The organism is Cryobacterium sp. BB307 (assembly GCF_012274275.1).
Classification (GTDB): domain Bacteria; phylum Actinomycetota; class Actinomycetes; order Actinomycetales; family Microbacteriaceae; genus Terrimesophilobacter.
Window position 1 is genome coordinate 158,225 of the sequence record NZ_JAANZA010000003.1, and the last position, 16,622, is coordinate 174,846.

Consider the following 16,622-nt stretch of genomic DNA (forward strand, 5'->3'; position numbering starts at 1 on the left):
GCCCGCTCCGGACATCCGCGCCTGGCGCACCTGTCGCGACCGTCCGGAACGGGCGCGTCGCTCAGTGGGAGGACTGAACCTCTCGGATGCGCTCCAGCACGTGCGAGCGCAGATCCGCGGGTGCCTTCTCCTGGCAGGCGCGCTGGATCGCCTGCATGAGCACGCGACCCACTTCCGCCTCTGCGGAGCAGTCATCGCATGACTTCATGTGCTCTGTGATGTCGGCGACATCCTCACGGCACAGTTCGTTGTGAAGGTATTCCTCGAGTTCGGCTTTGGCCTTCTCGCATCCGCAGTCGGTCATTTCTTCTCTCCCGAAACCTGTGCAGCGGTCGCGAGCCCACGACCCCGCGCGTAGCCGGCAAGCAGCTCGCGAAGCATCCGCCTGCCACGATGCAGGCGACTCATCACGGTGCCAACCGGAGTCTTCATGATGTCGGCGATCTCCTGGTAGGAGAAGCCCTCAACGTCGGCCAAGTAGACCGCGAGCCGGAAGTCCTCGGAGATGGACTGCAGCGCTTCCTTCACGGCCGAGTCCGGCATGCGGTCGATCGCTTCGGCCTCGGCCGAGCGTGACGACATCGAGGTGGCGGACTCCGCGCCGCCCAGCTGCCAGTCCTCGAGCTCGTCGATGGTGCCCTGGTACGGGTTGCGCTGGTTCTTGCGGTAGCTGTTGATGTACGTGTTGGTGAGGATGCGGTACAGCCAGGCCTTCAGGTTCGTGCCCTGCTTGAACTGGCGGAAGGCGGCGAACGCCTTCACGAACGTCTCTTGCACCAGGTCGGCCGCGTCGGCCGGGTTGCGCGTCATGCGCATGGCGGCGCCGTACAGCTGATCCATGAACGGGATCGCCTGCTCCTCGAAGAGCGCCCGCAGGCGGTCATCGTCGACGGGGGTGGGCTCCGCGTTATCCGTGCTTGTCATCGCCGCCAAGCTTAGTTCCAGAGCATGAACATCCACCGTGGATGGTGGCGCATCGGGTGCGAGGATCGCGGTCACACTGGGCCTTTCTTAGCGGCGGGATACTACCCTGATAACCGATGCTGACTTCTAGATATTCCAAACCTGAGTTCAATCCGTACGGAAACGACGATCCAGACGACGCGACCGAGAACGGGCCGTGGGAGGCGCCGCGTTCCGCCGGGCCGCTGAGCGCGCACGTTTCGCTCCCCGGCTCGAAGTCGCTCACCAACCGTGAGCTCGTGCTCTCTGCGGTCGCATCCGGGCCGTCGCGGCTCCGCTCCCCCCTCCACTCGCGCGACACCGCGCTCATGGTGCAGGCGCTGAAGGCCCTCGGCGTCGGCATCGAAGAGACACCGGGCACCGGCGAGTACGGGCCCGATCTCGTGATCACCCCCGGCGAGCTCAGCGGCGGCGCATCCATCGACTGCGGTCTCGCGGGCACGGTGATGCGGTTCGTCCCGCCGTTGGCGGCGCTCGCTCTCGGGCCGGTGGCGTTCGACGGCGACCCGCACGCACGCAAGCGGCCGATGCGCACGACCATCGATTCGCTGCGCCGCCTCGGCGTCTCGGTCTCGGATGACGGTCGCGGCACCCTCCCATTCAGCCTGTACGGCACCGGACGCGTCGCCGGCGGCACCATCGAGGTCGACGCGTCGGCATCCAGCCAGTTCGTCTCCGCGCTGCTGCTCGTCGGCGCTCGGTTCGACAACGGACTGGAACTGCGTCACACGGGCGACAAGCTGCCCAGCCTGCCGCACATCGACATGACGATCGCAACCCTCGCCGGTCGCGGCGTCAGGGTCGAGAACCCGAGCCCCGGCGTGTGGATCGTGCCGCCCAGCCCGGTCGCCGGTCTCGGCGTGACCCTCGAACCGGACCTCTCCAACGCGGCACCATTCCTGGCGGCCGCGCTGGTCGCGAGCGGTTCCGTCACTGTTCAGAACTGGCCGGATGCGACGAGCCAGGTCGGCGCGGAACTGGAGCGGCTGCTGCCGCTCTTCGGTGGCGTCGTCACGCGATCCGACGGCAACCTCACCGTCGAGGGTTCCGGAACCATCCACGGTGTCGAGCTGGACTTGAGCTTCGGCGGCGAACTGGTGCCCGCCCTGGTCGCGCTCGCGGCACTCGCCGACGGCCCGAGCCGGTTCACCGGCATCGGCCACCTCCGCGGCCACGAGACCGACCGCCTCGACGCGCTCGCGACCGAGGTCAACGCGCTCGGCGGCAAGGTCACCGTGCTTGAGGACGGACTCGCAATCGACCCGCAGCCGCTGCACGGCGGGCTCTGGCGCAGCTACGAGGATCACCGGATGGCGACAACCGGCGCGATCATCGGGCTCGCGGTCGACGGGGTCGCGATCGACGACATCGGCACCACCGCGAAGACCCTCCCGGAGTTCCCGGAACTGTGGCAGCAGATGATCCGTCCGAGCGCGAAGCCGGTCGACCCGCTGAACCTGGGGCTGATGTGAGCCGCCGATGAGTTGGCTGACCGACGTCGACGACGATGACGACGACAAGTACGCCGACTTCGAGGCTCGGGTGCGCCCGAATCCGAAGGGAAGCAGGGCTCGCACCAAGATCCGGCCGGAGCACAGCGATGCGCTGACCGCGCGCGTGCTCGCGGTTGACCGCGGTCGTTACCGGGTGCTCATCGCGGAGGGCACCGACGACGAACGCGACCTCACGACCACTCGGGCGCGCGAGCTGCGCAAGGAGGCGATCGTCACGGGTGACCGTGTCGATGTTGTCGGCGACACCACCGGCGACGAGGGCACCCTCGGCCGCATCGTGCGCATCCAGCCCCGAGACACCGTGCTGCGCAGAAGCGCCGACGACACCGACGAGGTGGAGCGGGTGATCGTGGCCAACGCCGACCTGATGCTCATCGTCGTCGCGGCGGCGGACCCGGAGCCGCGCCCCCGGCTGGTCGACCGCTACCTCGTGGCGGCCTTCGACGCCGGCATCCGGCCGATCCTCATCATCACCAAGACCGACATCGCCGACCCGGAGCCGTTCCTCGCGAACTTCGCCGGCCTCGACTTGACGGTGGTCAAAAGCTCCCAGGACGCCTTCCCGCTGGCCGAACTCCGCTCCCTGCTCTCCGGGAACACCGCGGTCGCTGTCGGCCATTCCGGAGTCGGCAAGTCGACACTCGTGAACGCCCTTGTTCCGGATGCGAACCGCGCCACCGGTGACGTCAACGCGGTGACCGGACGCGGCCGCCACACTTCGTCGTCGAGCGTCTCGTACCGAGTCGGCACCGGCTGGATCATCGATACCCCCGGCATCCGCTCCTTCGGCCTCGGCCACGTCGACCCCGACAACATCCTGAAGTCGTTCACCGACCTGGCGGAGGTCGCCGAGGAGTGCCCGCGCGGCTGCACCCACCTTCCGGATGCGCCGGACTGCGCGATCATCGAGCGGGTCGAGGAGGGTCGGCTCGGTGAATTCGGGGCGAAACGACTCGACTCCCTGCAGCGGTTGCTCGCGACGCTAACCTGAGAGTCGTGAACGGTCATTCCGAAGACGATCTAGAACTCGCCCTCCGACTCGCGGACCTCGCCGACACGATCTCGCTCGTGCGGTTCCGCGCCACTGATCTCCGCATCGACACGAAGCCGGACCGCACCCCGGTGACCGATGCGGACCAAGCTGTCGAAGAGGCCATCCGCCACGAGCTCGCCCAGGCTCGGCCGGAGGACTCGATCCTCGGGGAGGAGTACGGCACCGTCGGCGAGGCGCGCAGGCAGTGGATCATCGACCCGATCGATGGCACCGCCAACTACCTGCGCGGCGTCCCGGTGTGGTCGACGCTCATCGCGCTCGCGGTGGACGGCCATCCGGTGGTCGGCGTCGTCAGCATGCCCGCGTTCGGACGGCGCTGGTGGGCAGCAATCGGCCACGGCGCCTACACGACCGACCGCGACGGTGCACAGCGCGGCCTCCGGGTCTCCGCCGTGTCGGAGCTGGCGGATGCTTCACTGGCGATGAGCGGGATCGACCGGTTCGAGCAGGCCGGTCGCCTCGAGAATTACCTCGGGCTGACGCGTCGCGTGTGGCGCACGCGCGACTACGGCGACGCCTGGCCGTACATGATGGTCGCGGAGGGTCTGGTCGACATCGCCGGCGAGTTCGGTTTGCAGCCGTACGACATGGCGGCGCTGTTCCCGATCATCCACGAGGCGGGCGGAACGATGACTTCGATCGACGGTGAGGAGGGACCGTGGGGCGGCTCGGCGCTTGCGACGAACGGTAGACTCCACGAGGCGGTTCTCGCCACATTCACAGTCGATTAGGAGTCTTTTTTCATGGTTAGCCCCAGCCGTCGTGTCCTCGGAATCGCCGCTGTTCTGGCAGCATCCGTCACTATGAGCGGCTGCAGCGTGATCGGCGGGCTCCTCGGCGGTGGCAACAATGTGTTCACCCTCAAGGTCGGCGACTGCTTCAACGAGGGCACGCTGGTGAACGACGAGGTCGCGGATGTTCCCATCGTCGAATGCAGCGAACCGCACCTCTACGAGGTGACCAAGAGCGTGATCCTGGAAGACGGCGACTACCCCGGTGAGGATGAGGTCGTCGGGCAGGCGGAGGACGAGTGCTTCGTCGCGTTCGAGGACTACATCGGTGCTTCCTGGGAGCAGAGCGGCAGCCTCGACTACAGCTACTTCGTGCCCACCACTGAGACCTGGAACGACGCCGACGACCGCGAGATCCTGTGCCTGGTGGTCGACCTCGAGGGCGAGCGCAAGGGCAGCGTGAAGAACGCCGGACCGCAGTCCTAGCCCTTCGGCAGAGGTTTGTGCCATAGGCAAGCGATTGTTCCCTTGCTATTGGCACAAACCTCTGCGCAGGCTGCCGCAAGGTTGCAGTAGTGCAAGTTTGCACCCTGTGCAATAATTCATGGAGTGACGACGAACGAGGGGCTCCGGCAGCGCAAGCTGCGTGAGACCCGCGAGGCGATCCACCGGGCTGCTCTGCGGCAAGCCGCGGAGCTCGGCCCGGATGCGGCGACTGTCGCGGCGATCAGCGCCGAGGCCGGAGTCTCGGCGCGCACCTTCTTCAATTACTTCGCGACGAAGGACGACGCGATCCTCGGCTTCCACGAGGAACAGCCGACGGATGAGCAGCTGGCGGCCTTCGTGGCTGGAACAGGCGAACTGCTGGCCGACCTCGTCGAACTGGCGCGCCACGTGCTCGTCTCGTCCGACAACGAGGTGTTGCAACAGCGTCGGAGGCTGCTCTTTGAGCATCCGGAGCTGTTCCGAGACCGGTTCGCGAGGATGTTGGCGATCGAGCTGCGCATCGCGTCGGCCGTCGCAAAGCGGATGCGCGCGTCAGGAGAATACTCTGACGCGTCCGATCCGGGCGACGCGGCAGCCGTGCTCGTGATGATCGCCAGTGGCGTCGTTCGACTCGCGGTGCGCAAGCTCCTGGCGGACCCATCCGCCGCCCCTGATACCGACTCGGCAATCGCCGACATGCTCAACACACTTCGAGAGGTAACCCGCTCACTCCAATGACCACAGGCACCACCACGCGCAAGCAGTCGAGCGACTCCCGGCGCGGCATCATCCTCCTGTTCATCGGCCTCATGCTGTCGATGCTGCTCGCCTCCCTCAGCCAGACCGTGCTCAGCTCGGCGATGCCGACCATCGTTGGCGAGCTGAACGGCGTCGAGCACATGCTGTGGGTGATGACGGCGTACATTCTGGCGTCGACCATAGTGATGCCGATCTACGGCAAGCTCGGCGACCTGATCGGGCGCAAGTCACTGCTCATCGCGGCGATCTCGCTGTTCATGGCCGGCTCGGTAATCGGCGCTCTCGCAGGCGACATGAACTGGCTAATCGCGGCTCGCGTTGTGCAGGGGCTCGGTGGCGGCGGGCTGATGATCCTGTCCCAGGCGATCATCGCGGACGTTGTCCCCGCACGCGAGCGCGGCAAGTACATGGGCGCGATGGGAGCGGTGTTCGCGGTGTCATCGGTGGCCGGCCCGCTGCTGGGCGGTTGGATCACCGAGGGTCCAGGATGGCGCTGGGCGTTCTGGATCAACCTTCCGCTCGGGGTGCTGGCGCTCGCGGCGGCGGTGTTCCTGCTGCATCTGCACCGGCCGCGGACAGGTCGTCCGAAGATCGACGGATGGGGCATGGCGCTGCTCGCGGCCTCCACCACGTCGCTGGTGCTCGTCGCATCCTGGGGCGGTAAGGACTTCGCGTGGGACTCCCCCGTGATCATCGGGCTGATCATCGCGACCGTAGTCACCGCGATCGCGTTCGTGCTCGTCGAGCGCCGCACCGCGGAGCCGATCATCCCGATGTCGCTGTTCCGTGACCGCAACTTCAACCTGACCACGATCGCGGGTCTGCTGACCAGCGTGGCGATGTTCGGCGCGATCGGGTACCTGCCCACCTACCTGCAGATGACGGTCGGTGCGGATGCGACCGAAGCCGGACTGCTCATGATCCCGATGATGGGGGCGCTGCTCATCGCATCCGTCGGCTCCGGCGTGCTGGTGAGCAAGTACGGGCGGTACAAGTGGATGCCGATCGTCGGCACCGTGCTCGTCGCGGTCGCCCTCGCGCTGCTCAGCACCCTGACGCCGCAGACTTCGGTGTGGCTGTTCTGCGCCTACATTGCGGTGTTCGGCATCGGCCTCGGGCTGGGCATGCAGATCCTGGTGCTGATCGTGCAAAACTCGTTCCCGAACTCCCAGGTCGGGACCGCGACTGCTGCGAACAACTTCTTCCGGCAAATCGGTGCGACGCTCGGAAGTGCGGTGGTCGGCAGCGTGTTCACGTCGCGGCTGGTCGCCCTGCTGGGCGAGCGCCTGCCGGATGCGGAAGCGGCGACAGGCGGCGTCAACTCGCTCACGCCGGATTCGCTGGCCGCGCTGCCTGCTCCGATCTATGACGTCGTTGTGCTGAGCTTCAACGACGCGCTCATGCCGTTGTACCTGTTCATGGTGCCGCTCGCGGTGGTCGCTGTCATCTTGCTGTTCTTTGTGAAGGAAGTACCGCTGGCTACGACGATTGAGCGTGACATCATGCCCGAGGCCGTGGCTGAGGGCAATCTGCAGATCACGTCGCGCGACGACTGACTCTCAGCGCCCTCGCTACTGTGGGGGAAGAAATCGGGGGTGCGAATGCGCGCGGTGCTGTTCAGTGAGTTCGGTCAGTTACCTGCGGTGACGGATGTGCCGGCGCCGGTGTGCGCGCCGACCGGTGCGGTGATCCGGGTCGAGGCGACCGGGCTGTGCCGCAGCGACTGGCACGGCTGGATGGGACACGACCCCGACATCCGGCTCCCCCACGTTCCCGGCCACGAGCTCGCCGGCGTCGTGGATGAGGTCGGCGCCGAGGTCACTCGGTGGAAGGCCGGCGACCGCGTGACCGTGCCGTTCATCTGCGCGTGCGGGCGGTGCGAGCAGTGCCTGGCCGGCAACCAGCAGGTGTGCGACAACCAGGAGCAGCCAGGGTTCACGCACTGGGGCTCGTTCGCCGACCTCGTGGCGATCGCCGAGGCAGACACCAACCTGATCGCGTTGCCAGATGGGCAGGACTTCGTGTCCGCGGCGGCGCTCGGGTGCCGGTTCGCGACCGCGTATCGCGCGGTCATGACTCAGGGTCGCGTGCAGGCCGGCGAGTGGGTGGCGGTGCACGGCTGCGGCGGTGTCGGGCTGTCGGCGATCATGATCGCGGTCGCGGCGGGTGCGCGGGTGGTTGCGGTGGATGTGTCGGCGGATGCGCTGGCGCTCGCCGAAGGTCTGGGCGCTGTCGCGGTACGCGGAGACGGTGACGTCGCATCCACGGTGCGAGAGGCGACGGATGGCGGCGCGCACCTGTCGCTGGATGCCTACGGGAGCAGCGCGACGAGCCTCAACTCGGTGCGCAGCCTGCGTAAGCGCGGGCGGCATGTGCAGGTCGGGCTGATGCTCGCGGAGCACTCGCTTGCGCCGATGCCGATGGATCTGGTGATCGCGAACGAACTGGAGCTGCTCGGCAGCCACGGGATGGCGGCGCACGAGTACCCGGCGATGCTGGAGGCGATTCGCTCGGGTCGCATCGACCCGACAGTGCTGGTCGGACGCACGATCACGCTGGAGGAGGCTTCAAATGCGCTCGCAACGATGGACGCCGGCGGGCATCCCGGGATGACCGTGATCGTGCCATGAGGTCAGCGGCGCCCAGAGGCTGACCTCGCCTGCCTCAGCTACTGTGTCTGCCGTTGACACATACGGTCTAGGTCATCCAGCGCAGAGGGGTAGCCAAAATGAGCACAACTGAAGGCGGTTCTCCGGGTTTGTCGGCGGCAGAGTTCCATCGCCAAGCCGGTGTGACGGAATGGCGCGTGACTGCCTGGGGACCACAGGCGGTGTTCGTGTCAGAATCACTCGCTCATGCCTCGCGTCTTGTGCCTGCGATCGTGGCGGAGTCCGATCGGCTCTCGATCGAGCCGGATGTCGATCTGCGGCCGGAGGCGATTGTCGTCCGTGTCCCGTACCGAGGCGCCGACAGCATCACAGCGCGTGCGGCCGAGTTCGCGGCGGCGGTGTCTGTTGCCGCCAAGGAGTTGTCGTTGCGCGCCGATCTAACGCTCATCCAATGCGTCGACATCGCTGTCGCGCAGCACTCGGAGGTCGACACCCGGCCGTTCTGGACGGCAGCACTGGGATACGAGATCTCGGGCGAGTACGACTCGATCGATCCGCTGCGCCGTGGCCCACAGTTGTCGTTCCAGCCGAACAAGCGGGATGCGCGCCGTCGCGGCCGCACTCACATCGACGTTTCTGTTCCTGCTGACCAGGCGGAAGCTCGGGTCGCCGCCGCTCTTGCCGCCGGCGGCCGCCTCGCCGATGACTCCCGTGCTCCGATGTGGTGGACGCTCGCCTCGCCCGACAACCACGGAGTCGACATAGCGGCGTGGACAGACACCTACGAGTGAATGATTCCGCCCGTCAGCGCGACCGGCGGTTCAGTCCTCGTAGCCGATGAGCCACGGCACACCGAAGCCGTCCACCACCTGGCCGTCGTGCCCGCCCCACGGTCGCTCCTGAAGTGGGTCCTTGACTTCGCCGCCTTCGGCCAGGGCAGCGAACCAGGATTCGAGGGTCGCCGGGTCGGCGGTGCCCAGCAGCGAGAACATGACTCCCTGCACCTTCAGGGGTACATCGTCCTTGCCTGCATCAGCGCCGAACAATTGGACACTGCCGTTCAGCTCGCCGTGTGCGATGGCATCCCCAGGGCCGTCGGTGCGGCCGAAGTCAGCGTACGTGTGAAGTTCAAGCTCGCCGCCGAAGATGTCGCGGTAGAAGGTAAGCGCCTCACGGGCGGTTCCATCGAAGTGAAGGTACGGAGTTAGACCGGTCATCCCCCGACCTTATTTCACGGCTCGGTTCCACCCAACGGAACCCACAGTCATGCAACCTCGAAAAACCGTCAAACCGGCGGTTGGCACCCCTCCACGCCTACCTGCTAAGGCGGGGCGTAAATTGGGGCGCGTTCTGACGCGCTCCGCCGCGGGACATTCAAAGGAGAACGATGCCAATCGACCACATTGGTTTGGGCGTCCCCGGCGTGGAGTCTGCGAAGGCGTACTACGACCAGCTGATGCCAATGGTCGGCTTCCAGCCCTGCTTCGGCAACGGCTACTGCCCGAATGACTGGAACGGCGCCCAGCTCTTCCTTTACGAATCGAGCGCGGACGGAGCCTACTCACGACACCAAAGCGGGCTGCAGCACCTCGCGTTCCTAGTCGCTACGCGGGAGGAAGTGGATACGGTGCACGCGTGGGTCCGCGATCGGGGTGACGAAGTTCTGCACGCGCCGAGACCGTTCCCGCAGTTCGGCGAGCACTGTTACGCCACCTATTTCCTGGACCCGCACGGCTTCAAACTTGAAGTCGTGTGCCAGAGCCCGGCCGCCGACTAGGCGGCTGACGCCGAGGCGCCAAGATGGCAACAGCGCGCGATAGCGACCTAAATGGTGGAGATGGGGGGAATTGAACCCCCGTCCACTGCTGTGGTCGTACGTCTTCTACGGGCGTATCCAGTGAAGCGTTCTACTCGGCCCCGGAATTTGCCACTGGCAGCTAAACCGACGAGCCCAGCCCAAGTGCAAGTCCCTCCGCGCCCTTAGGCGCAACGCGGAAGCAATCCCTCTAGATGACGCCAGCATCCGGGTAGAGGGCATCCCCGGGCTGACGGACTTTTAGTTCCCTTGCTTAGGCAGCGAGGGTGAAGTCAGTGCGTGATTTATTGGCACTTGTTTTTTGCAGAGATCGTTAACGAGATAACCCTGCATCCTCGACCCGCTTCTCGTACTCGCTCAGGCAATGTCGAAACCGATCATCCCCATGCTCGAGCTCACTAGAGCCAAGTCACTATCGCGCGCTGTTGAGTTGCCAAACCTGCATGCTATTTGATGCAGCCTTGAATTCTACAACGGATGCCGCTGGTTGGCTATTCCCTCTCGCATGCCAAGATAAGGCAACCGCGGAAGGGGCTTCGATGACCGACACCATCATCACCGTGCAGGGGTCGTACTCGACCTACTACCCCGCCGAGCGGGCCACAGTGACGCTGAGCGTGCACTTCGAATCGGACACCCGCGACGGCGCTTTCAACTCGGCAACCTCCTCGGCCGTCACCGTGCGCGAGTCGATCGTCGACATGCATGACTCTCAGGCCGGGCCGATCACCTGGTGGGCCAGCGACATGGTTCAGGTGTGGAGCGAGAAGCCGTGGAGCAACACCGGCGAGCAATTGCCCCTCGTCTACCATGCACGCATCAACTTCTCGGCGAAGTTCAGCGACTTCGAGGCGCTCGCCCGCTGGGTCGAGGAGACCGCGGCCATCGACGGCGTGACCATCAGCCACATCGCGTGGGACCTCACCGAATCGCGTAAGACCGCCCTCACCGCAGAGGTGCGCTCCCGCGCGGTGAAGGATGCCGTTGCCAAGGCGAGCGTCTATGCGCAGAGCATCGGGCTCGGGCAGGTGAAGGCGATCGCCCTCGCGGATCCGGGGATGCTCGGCAGCGAGGCATCCGGTGCCAGCGAACTGGCGCGTGCCCGGATGTCGAAAGCCGCGCTGATGGCGGACGGAGCGGGCGTGAGCGAGCTGTCGCTCAAACCCGAGGAGATCGAGGTCGCATCCGTAGTCGACGCGAGGTTCGTGGCCAGCTGACCATCGAGTTGCCCACTTCCGCCCCCGAATCACCCGAAAACCAGGGCCGAAGTGGGCAACTCGGCGTGCGGGAGTGTTGAGCGCCTACTCGCCGAGGCGACTCTTCGAGGCGATCGCGCGACGCGCCTCCATGTTGTCCTGACGCTCACGCAGCGTCTGCCGCTTGTCGTACTCGCGCTTGCCCTTGGCCAGCGCCAGCTCGACCTTCGCGCGCCCATCGCTGAAGTACAGCGACAGCGGGATGAGCGTGTAGCCGCCCTCCTTGACCTTGCTGTGCAGCTTCAGGATCTGCGCCTTGTGCAGCAGCAGCTTGCGCTTGCGGCGCGGCGGATGATTGGTCCAGGTGCCCTGGTTGTACTCGGGGATGTGCACGGCATCCAGCCACGCCTCTCCCCCGTCGATGAACGCGTAGCCGTCGACAAGGGATGCACGACCGGCCCGCAGCGACTTCACCTCGGTCCCGGTCAGGACCAGTCCGGCCTCGACGGTGTCTTCGATGGTGTAGTCGTGGCGGGCCTTACGATTGGTGGCCACCACGTTCTGGCCACGTTCCCTGGGCACGGCTCACTCCAATGGTTCTTGTTTGACAAAGCCCACCAGTGTATCCGGAATGGCCAGTGCGCGGCTACACGCGCAGGTAGCGCCGGATGGCGATGGCCGCCGACATGGCCGCCAGCCCGACGCCGACCACCAACAGGATGGGCACCACAATGAGTGCATCTGTCAGCCCGACGTACGGTGTCGTGCCCGGGACCGCGTTCAGGTAGCCCTGCACGAAGAAGTGCACGAGCGACACGATTGCCGCTCCGGCCAGGATCGACCCGATCAACGAGGCGACAACCCCCTCAAGCACGAACGGCGTCTGGATGAACCGGTTCGAGGCGCCCACCAGGCGCATGATTCCGAGCTCGCGACGCCGGCTGAACGCGCTCAACCGGATGGTGGTCGCGATGAGCAGCACCGCCGCGATGAGCATGAGGACGGCCACACCGATCGCCGTGTAGCTCGCGACGTTCAGCGCGTCGAAGATGGGCTGCAGGTACTCCCGCTGGTCGAGGACCTCCTCAACCCCCGGCAGTCCGGACAACCGCTCGACGAGCGCATCCGACTGCTCCGGGTTGTTCAGGTTCACCCAGAATGTCTCGGGCAGGAAGTCCGCGGTCACGAAGCTCGACTCACCGGTCTCGCCGAACTGCTCCAGGTACTTCTCGTACGCCTGCTCGTGATCCTCGAACGCGTACTTGCTGATCAGGGATGCTAGCGGCGCCGTCTTGAGCTGCTGCTCGACGAACGCCTTCTGCTCCGCGGTCGCCTCGGTCTGCCCGCAGTTCGCCGAATCGACGTACTCGGTGCACAGGTAGACGGCGACCTGCGCGCGGTCGTACCAGTACCCCTTCATCTGCCCGATCTGCATCTGCAGCAGGATGGCGGCGCCCACGAAGCTCAGCGAGATGAAGGTCACCAGAACGACCGCGATCACCATCGACAGGTTGCGACGGATGCCTTGCCCCACCTCGGAGAGGATCAACCCGAGCCTCACCGCTTGACCTCCGCCTCGATGTCGGTTCCCGCGTCGTACAGGTCGCTTTCGCGCTGCACCGGCACGGCCTGGGTGAGGTAGCCGCCCTGACGTTCGTCACGCACGACCTGGCCGCTGATCAGTTCGATCACGCGGCGCTTCATCTGGTCGACGATGCCCGCGTCGTGGGTCGCCATGATCACGGTGGTGCCGCCGGCGCTGATGCGCTCCAGCAGGGTCATGATGCCGGCGCTGGTCGAGGGGTCGAGGTTTCCGGTCGGCTCGTCGGCGAGCAGGATCGACGGCTTGTTCACAATCGCGCGCGCGATTGCCACGCGCTGCTGCTCGCCACCGGAGAGTTCGTGCGGCAACCTGCTCGCCTTGCCGGCCAAGCCCACCATCTTGAGCACATCCGGGACCGCCTCCTGGATGAATCCCTTGCTCTTGCCGATCACCTGCAGCGAGAACGCGACGTTGTCGAACACGGTCTTCTGTGGCAGCAGGCGGAAGTCCTGGAACACCACCCCGAGGTTGCGCCGGAAGTACGGCACCTTGCGGCTCGACAGCTTGCCGAGGTGCTGCCCGAGCACGTGGATCTGTCCGCGAGTCGGGTGCTCTTCCCGCAGCACGAGGCGGAGGAAGCTGGACTTGCCGCTCCCGGACGCGCCGACGAGGAACACGAACTCACCGGGCAGGATCTCGAGCGACACCGAATTGAGGGCTGGCCGCGTGTTGCCGGGGTACAGCTTGGTGACCTGGTCGAAGCGAATCATTTGCCTTCGAGCCTACGGACGGGCATTCCGGATGCGCGTAGCGACTCACCCCACCGGCGGCGCCGCCCGACCCTTACTCTTCGATGTCGCGCTTGCGCCAGCGGATGCCGGCGCTGATGAACCCGTCCAGGTCACCGTCGAAGACGGCGGACGGGTTGTTAACCTCGAACTCGGTGCGCAGGTCCTTGACCATCTGGTACGGCGCGAGCACGTAGCTGCGCATCTGGTCACCCCAGCTCGCGGTGATCACCCCGGCGAGTTCCTTCTTCTGCGCCGCGTCTTGCTCGTGCTTGAGCAGCAGCAGCCTCGACTGCAGCACGCGCATTCCAGCAGCGCGGTTCTGAATCTGGCTCTTCTCGTTCTGCATCGACACGACGATCCCGGTCGGCACGTGAGTGATGCGCACGGCGGAGTCGGTCGTGTTGACCGACTGCCCGCCGGGTCCGGATGACCGGAAAACGTCGATTCGGATGTCGGACTCCGGCACGTCGATGTGGTCGGTCTCCTCCATCAGCGGGATGACCTCGACGGCCGCGAAGCTCGTCTGTCGCTTGCCCGCAGAGTTGAACGGGCTCATCCGCACCAGCCGGTGCGTTCCGGCCTCCACGCTCAGCTTGCCGAATGCGTACGCGGCGTCGAACTCGATGGTGGTCGACTTGATGCCGGCCTCTTCGGCGTAGCTGGTGTCCAGCACGCGGGCGGGCATGTCGTGCTGCTCCGCCCAGCGCAGGTACATGCGCTGCAGCATCTCGGCGAAGTCGGCCGCGTCGACGCCGCCCGCGCCCGCGCGGATGGTCATGACGGCGGGACGTTCGTCCCATTCACCGTTCAGGAGGGTCTGCACTTCGAGGTCGCCGAGCACCTGCTCGATGGACTCCAGTTCGGTGCGCACCTCGATGGCGACGCTCTCATCGGATTCCTCGTTCGCCAGCTCGGCCATGACCTCGAGGTCGTCGATGCGACGCTCGAGTTCGATCACGCGCGCGAGCTCCGACTGACGGTGGCTGAGTGCGCTCGTGACCTTCTGCGCGGCATCCGGGTCATCCCAGAGATCCGGAGCACCCGCCTGCTCGCTCAGCTCGGCGATCTGCTGCTGCAGGCGCTCGACGCCCACAACGGATCGGATGTCCGCAAAGGTCTTGCGCAGTTCGGCGAGCTCCTGCGAGATGTCCAGATCAATCATGTCGCGCAAAAGCCTACCGTCGCGGGCCTCAATAGAGTTGTGCGAGTGAGTTCAGGACAGTCCTTCCGCTTCGGCTCGCTTGCCGTGCCTGTGCTGCTGCCGACCCTGGCATTCGCGATCGGTGAGGGCGCGATCATCCCGATCATCCCGATCGTGGCGAGCAACGCCGGTGCGGACCTGGCTGTTGCCGGTCTGATCGCGGGACTGTTCGTCATCGGCGGGCTGATCGGAAACATCCCGAGCGGCTGGATCGTCGCGCGACTCGGTGAACGCCCCTCGATGATCGGCGCAGCACTGCTCTCCATCGTCGGGGTCGGTGTCGCGCTGCTGGCGCAGGGTATCGCGGTGCTCGCGGTCGGCGTGTTCCTGATCGGGCTCTCGACCGCCGCGTTCGCACTGGCACGGCACGCGTTCATGACCAGCTTCGTGCCGCTCGCCTACCGCGCGCGGGCGCTGTCGACCCTCGGCGGCACCCTGCGGCTCGGGATGTTCATCGGCCCGTTCGTTGCCGCTGCGGTGATCGGGTTGACCGGCTCGGCCCAGGCCGTGTTCTGGGTGCACGCGGTCGCCTGCCTGTTGGCGGCGGTGACTCTCCTGGTGATGCCGGATCCGACCGCGTTGTTCGCCGCCCGGGCTACGGCATCCGGTCTCCATGAGGGCGAGGAGTTCGTCGCCCGGGAGTCGGCCGGGCTGTTCCGCACCATCCGGGACCGGCGCGCCACGCTGCTCACCATCGGTGTCGGCGGCGCCTTGTTCGCCGCGATCCGGACCAGTCGTCAGGTGATCCTGCCGCTGTGGGCGGTGAGCATCGGGCTGACGGATGCGAATGCGGCGCTCATCATCGGCCTCGGCGGCGCGCTGGACTTTGCGCTGTTCTACGCGAGCGGGCAGATCATGGACCGCTGGGGCCGGCTGTGGAGCGTTCTGCCGTCGATGGCCGGACTCGGTGTCGGCCACCTGGTGCTCTCGGTCACGCACGACCTGCCCGGAAACGTGACCTGGTTCATCGCCGTCACCATGGTGCTCGGTGTCGCGAACGGACTCGGCAGCGGCATCATGATGACGCTCGGCGCAGACCTCGCGGACAAACGCGATCCGGCCCCGTTCCTGGGCGCGTGGCGGTTCACCACCCAATCCGGGGCGGCCGCAGCACCGCTCGTCGTCGCGGGCGTCACCGCGGTGGCATCGGTGTCGGTCGCCGCCGCGCTGATGGGGGTGCTCGGGCTGGCCGGGGCGGGCATCATGGCGCGGTTCGTGCCGAACCGGCCGCAGCACTAACTGCCGCAGCACTAACTGGGGCGCGCGACGTCGATGCTGAAGATGGTGTAGCCGGCCTTCACGTCGACGAAGAAGCTCGCCGAGACCGCCAACCCGCTGTCGGTCACGACCGGCAGCTGCACCGTGATCTGCCCGCTTTCGGATGCGCGGGCGTCATCGGTGAGTTGTGATTGCAAGCGGAGGATGTCGGACTCGGTCCAGCCGACGCTCGGTGCGAGCCCGCGGACCAAAGCGATCGCATCCGGGTACCGGTTCGTGCCAGACGGGTACAACGAGACCGAGGTGACGGTGTCGTTCTCCGTCGTGATGGTGAGCCGGTCGATGAGGTCGACCACCACGACGTCGTCCTCGCCGAGCAGCCGCACCTGCACCGGACGCAGCAGCTCGACTTCCTTGGCCCCGTCGGCCTCGAGACCGAGTTCGGACGCCGGAAGCGCGTTCTCACGCAGCTTGATCTTCGCGTAGCCCTGCACGGTCAGGAAGTCGAGGCCCGGCTGGGTGAAGGTCGACATGCCGTCGGAAGCCTGCTGGTCGGCGGATGCGACGGGCCGGTCGGCAGTCCACCACGAGTTCTCGAAGGCGAAGACCGCGAAGACGATGCCGCCGATGATCAGCACCAGGATCGCTGCCGGCAGCCAGCTCAGTGCGCGCTTGAACCCGGACTCGCGGCGCACGGGGATGCCGCGCTCGTCGAGGGTTGTGCGATTCACCCAACCAGCC

The 16,622-nt window shown here is 66.2% G+C and carries 19 protein-coding genes and 1 other RNA gene; 11 read left to right on the forward strand and 9 right to left on the reverse strand.

Features of this window, described 5'->3' with window-relative positions:
* Positions 1–61 precede the first annotated feature (61 nt).
* Together HGK58_RS12250 and HGK58_RS12255 are read right to left on the reverse strand one after the other, a co-directional pair.
* Entirely contained in the window at positions 62–304 is a 243-nt protein-coding gene (locus tag HGK58_RS12250) for a zf-HC2 domain-containing protein (RefSeq protein ID WP_168627905.1), read from the reverse strand.
* Positions 301–924, reverse strand: a complete 624-nt coding sequence (locus HGK58_RS12255; protein WP_168627906.1) for a sigma-70 family RNA polymerase sigma factor — start codon at positions 922–924, stop codon at positions 301–303. Before HGK58_RS12255 ends, HGK58_RS12250 begins: the two co-directional genes overlap by 4 nt.
* Positions 925–1,040: 116 nt before the next feature.
* Between HGK58_RS12255 and aroA the strand changes: the two genes are divergently transcribed.
* The 8 genes from aroA (at position 1,041) to HGK58_RS12295 (ending at position 8,907) form a co-directional block, all read left to right on the forward strand.
* Positions 1,041–2,435: a 3-phosphoshikimate 1-carboxyvinyltransferase gene (aroA, locus tag HGK58_RS12260; RefSeq protein ID WP_168627907.1), complete on the forward strand. Its 1,395-nt coding sequence runs from the start codon at positions 1,041–1,043 to the stop codon at positions 2,433–2,435.
* 7 nt (positions 2,436–2,442) lie between these two features.
* Entirely contained in the window at positions 2,443–3,468 is a 1,026-nt protein-coding gene (gene rsgA / locus HGK58_RS12265) for a ribosome small subunit-dependent GTPase A (protein ID WP_168627908.1), read from the forward strand.
* A gap of 5 nt (positions 3,469–3,473) precedes the next feature.
* Complete coding sequence (gene hisN, locus HGK58_RS12270; protein WP_168627909.1) at positions 3,474–4,262, forward strand: histidinol-phosphatase; 789 nt, start codon at positions 3,474–3,476, stop codon at positions 4,260–4,262.
* 12 nt (positions 4,263–4,274) lie between these two features.
* A complete protein-coding gene (locus HGK58_RS12275) occupies positions 4,275–4,748 on the forward strand; it encodes a septum formation family protein (protein WP_168627910.1) in 474 nt (157 codons plus the stop codon).
* 123 nt (positions 4,749–4,871) lie between these two features.
* Entirely contained in the window at positions 4,872–5,486 is a 615-nt protein-coding gene (locus tag HGK58_RS12280) for a TetR/AcrR family transcriptional regulator (protein ID WP_168627911.1), read from the forward strand.
* On the forward strand, positions 5,483–7,063 hold the full coding sequence (locus HGK58_RS12285; RefSeq protein ID WP_168627912.1) for an MDR family MFS transporter: 1,581 nt from the start codon (positions 5,483–5,485) through the stop codon (positions 7,061–7,063). The genes HGK58_RS12280 and HGK58_RS12285 overlap by 4 nt, the downstream gene beginning before the upstream one ends.
* Positions 7,064–7,108: 45 nt before the next feature.
* Positions 7,109–8,137 (forward strand): zinc-dependent alcohol dehydrogenase family protein, encoded by a 1,029-nt coding sequence (locus tag HGK58_RS12290; RefSeq protein ID WP_168627913.1) that lies wholly within the window; start codon positions 7,109–7,111, stop codon positions 8,135–8,137.
* A 206-nt stretch (positions 8,138–8,343) separates the two neighbouring features.
* On the forward strand, positions 8,344–8,907 hold the full coding sequence (locus HGK58_RS12295; RefSeq protein ID WP_349236218.1) for a VOC family protein: 564 nt from the start codon (positions 8,344–8,346) through the stop codon (positions 8,905–8,907).
* Positions 8,908–8,937: 30 nt separating this feature from the next.
* On the opposite strand, the gene HGK58_RS12300 is transcribed toward HGK58_RS12295, so the two are convergent.
* Positions 8,938–9,333: a VOC family protein gene (locus tag HGK58_RS12300; protein WP_168627915.1), complete on the reverse strand. Its 396-nt coding sequence runs from the start codon at positions 9,331–9,333 to the stop codon at positions 8,938–8,940.
* 170 nt (positions 9,334–9,503) lie between these two features.
* Here HGK58_RS12300 and HGK58_RS12305 point away from each other — a divergent pair, with 170 nt between their 5' ends.
* Positions 9,504–9,893, forward strand: a complete 390-nt coding sequence (locus tag HGK58_RS12305; RefSeq protein ID WP_168627916.1) for a VOC family protein — start codon at positions 9,504–9,506, stop codon at positions 9,891–9,893.
* Between the two features lie 52 nt (positions 9,894–9,945).
* Here HGK58_RS12305 and ssrA read toward each other — a convergent pair.
* Positions 9,946–10,317, reverse strand: a transfer-messenger RNA (tmRNA) gene (gene ssrA / locus HGK58_RS12310).
* Between the two features lie 154 nt (positions 10,318–10,471).
* On the opposite strand from ssrA, the gene HGK58_RS12315 reads away from it, so the two are divergent.
* A complete protein-coding gene (locus tag HGK58_RS12315; RefSeq protein ID WP_168627917.1) occupies positions 10,472–11,149 on the forward strand; it encodes an SIMPL domain-containing protein in 678 nt (225 codons plus the stop codon).
* Positions 11,150–11,233: 84 nt separating this feature from the next.
* Here HGK58_RS12315 and smpB read toward each other — a convergent pair whose 3' ends face one another.
* The 4 genes from smpB to prfB all read right to left on the reverse strand — a co-directional run bounded on the left by smpB (position 11,234) and on the right by prfB (position 14,624).
* Positions 11,234–11,710 carry an SsrA-binding protein SmpB gene (gene smpB / locus HGK58_RS12320; RefSeq protein WP_168627918.1) on the reverse strand — a complete coding sequence of 159 codons (477 nt, stop codon included), beginning with the start codon at positions 11,708–11,710 and terminating at the stop codon, positions 11,234–11,236.
* A gap of 64 nt (positions 11,711–11,774) precedes the next feature.
* Positions 11,775–12,689, reverse strand: a complete 915-nt coding sequence (gene ftsX, locus HGK58_RS12325) for a permease-like cell division protein FtsX (protein WP_168627919.1) — start codon at positions 12,687–12,689, stop codon at positions 11,775–11,777.
* Positions 12,686–13,441: a cell division ATP-binding protein FtsE gene (ftsE, locus tag HGK58_RS12330; protein ID WP_168627920.1), complete on the reverse strand. Its 756-nt coding sequence runs from the start codon at positions 13,439–13,441 to the stop codon at positions 12,686–12,688. Before ftsE ends, ftsX begins: the two co-directional genes overlap by 4 nt.
* Before the next feature lie 73 nt (positions 13,442–13,514).
* Positions 13,515–14,624 (reverse strand): peptide chain release factor 2, encoded by a 1,110-nt coding sequence (prfB, locus tag HGK58_RS12335; protein WP_168627921.1) that lies wholly within the window; start codon positions 14,622–14,624, stop codon positions 13,515–13,517.
* A gap of 45 nt (positions 14,625–14,669) precedes the next feature.
* Between prfB and HGK58_RS12340 the strand changes: the two genes are divergently transcribed.
* Positions 14,670–15,902 (forward strand): MFS transporter, encoded by a 1,233-nt coding sequence (locus tag HGK58_RS12340; RefSeq protein WP_168627922.1) that lies wholly within the window; start codon positions 14,670–14,672, stop codon positions 15,900–15,902.
* A gap of 11 nt (positions 15,903–15,913) precedes the next feature.
* Here HGK58_RS12340 and HGK58_RS12345 read toward each other — a convergent pair whose 3' ends face one another.
* A complete protein-coding gene (locus HGK58_RS12345) occupies positions 15,914–16,612 on the reverse strand; it encodes a hypothetical protein (protein WP_168627923.1) in 699 nt (232 codons plus the stop codon).
* Positions 16,613–16,622: the final 10 nt, after the last annotated feature.

Bases quoted from the DNA above. Each gene is read 5' to 3' on its own strand.
- HGK58_RS12250 (WP_168627905.1), bottom strand. From the start codon at position 304: ATGACCGACTGCGGATGCGAGAAGGCCAAAGCCGAACTCGAGGAATAC.
- HGK58_RS12255 (WP_168627906.1), bottom strand. From the start codon at position 924: ATGACAAGCACGGATAACGCGGAGCCCACCCCCGTCGACGATGACCGC.
- aroA (WP_168627907.1), top strand. From the start codon at position 1,041: ATGCTGACTTCTAGATATTCCAAACCTGAGTTCAATCCGTACGGAAAC.
- rsgA (WP_168627908.1), top strand. From the start codon at position 2,443: ATGAGTTGGCTGACCGACGTCGACGACGATGACGACGACAAGTACGCC.
- HGK58_RS12275 (WP_168627910.1), top strand. From the start codon at position 4,275: ATGGTTAGCCCCAGCCGTCGTGTCCTCGGAATCGCCGCTGTTCTGGCA.
- HGK58_RS12285 (WP_168627912.1), top strand. From the start codon at position 5,483: ATGACCACAGGCACCACCACGCGCAAGCAGTCGAGCGACTCCCGGCGC.
- HGK58_RS12290 (WP_168627913.1), top strand. From the start codon at position 7,109: ATGCGCGCGGTGCTGTTCAGTGAGTTCGGTCAGTTACCTGCGGTGACG.
- HGK58_RS12300 (WP_168627915.1), bottom strand. From the start codon at position 9,333: ATGACCGGTCTAACTCCGTACCTTCACTTCGATGGAACCGCCCGTGAG.
- HGK58_RS12305 (WP_168627916.1), top strand. From the start codon at position 9,504: ATGCCAATCGACCACATTGGTTTGGGCGTCCCCGGCGTGGAGTCTGCG.
- HGK58_RS12315 (WP_168627917.1), top strand. From the start codon at position 10,472: ATGACCGACACCATCATCACCGTGCAGGGGTCGTACTCGACCTACTAC.
- ftsE (WP_168627920.1), bottom strand. From the start codon at position 13,441: ATGATTCGCTTCGACCAGGTCACCAAGCTGTACCCCGGCAACACGCGG.
- prfB (WP_168627921.1), bottom strand. From the start codon at position 14,624: ATGATTGATCTGGACATCTCGCAGGAGCTCGCCGAACTGCGCAAGACC.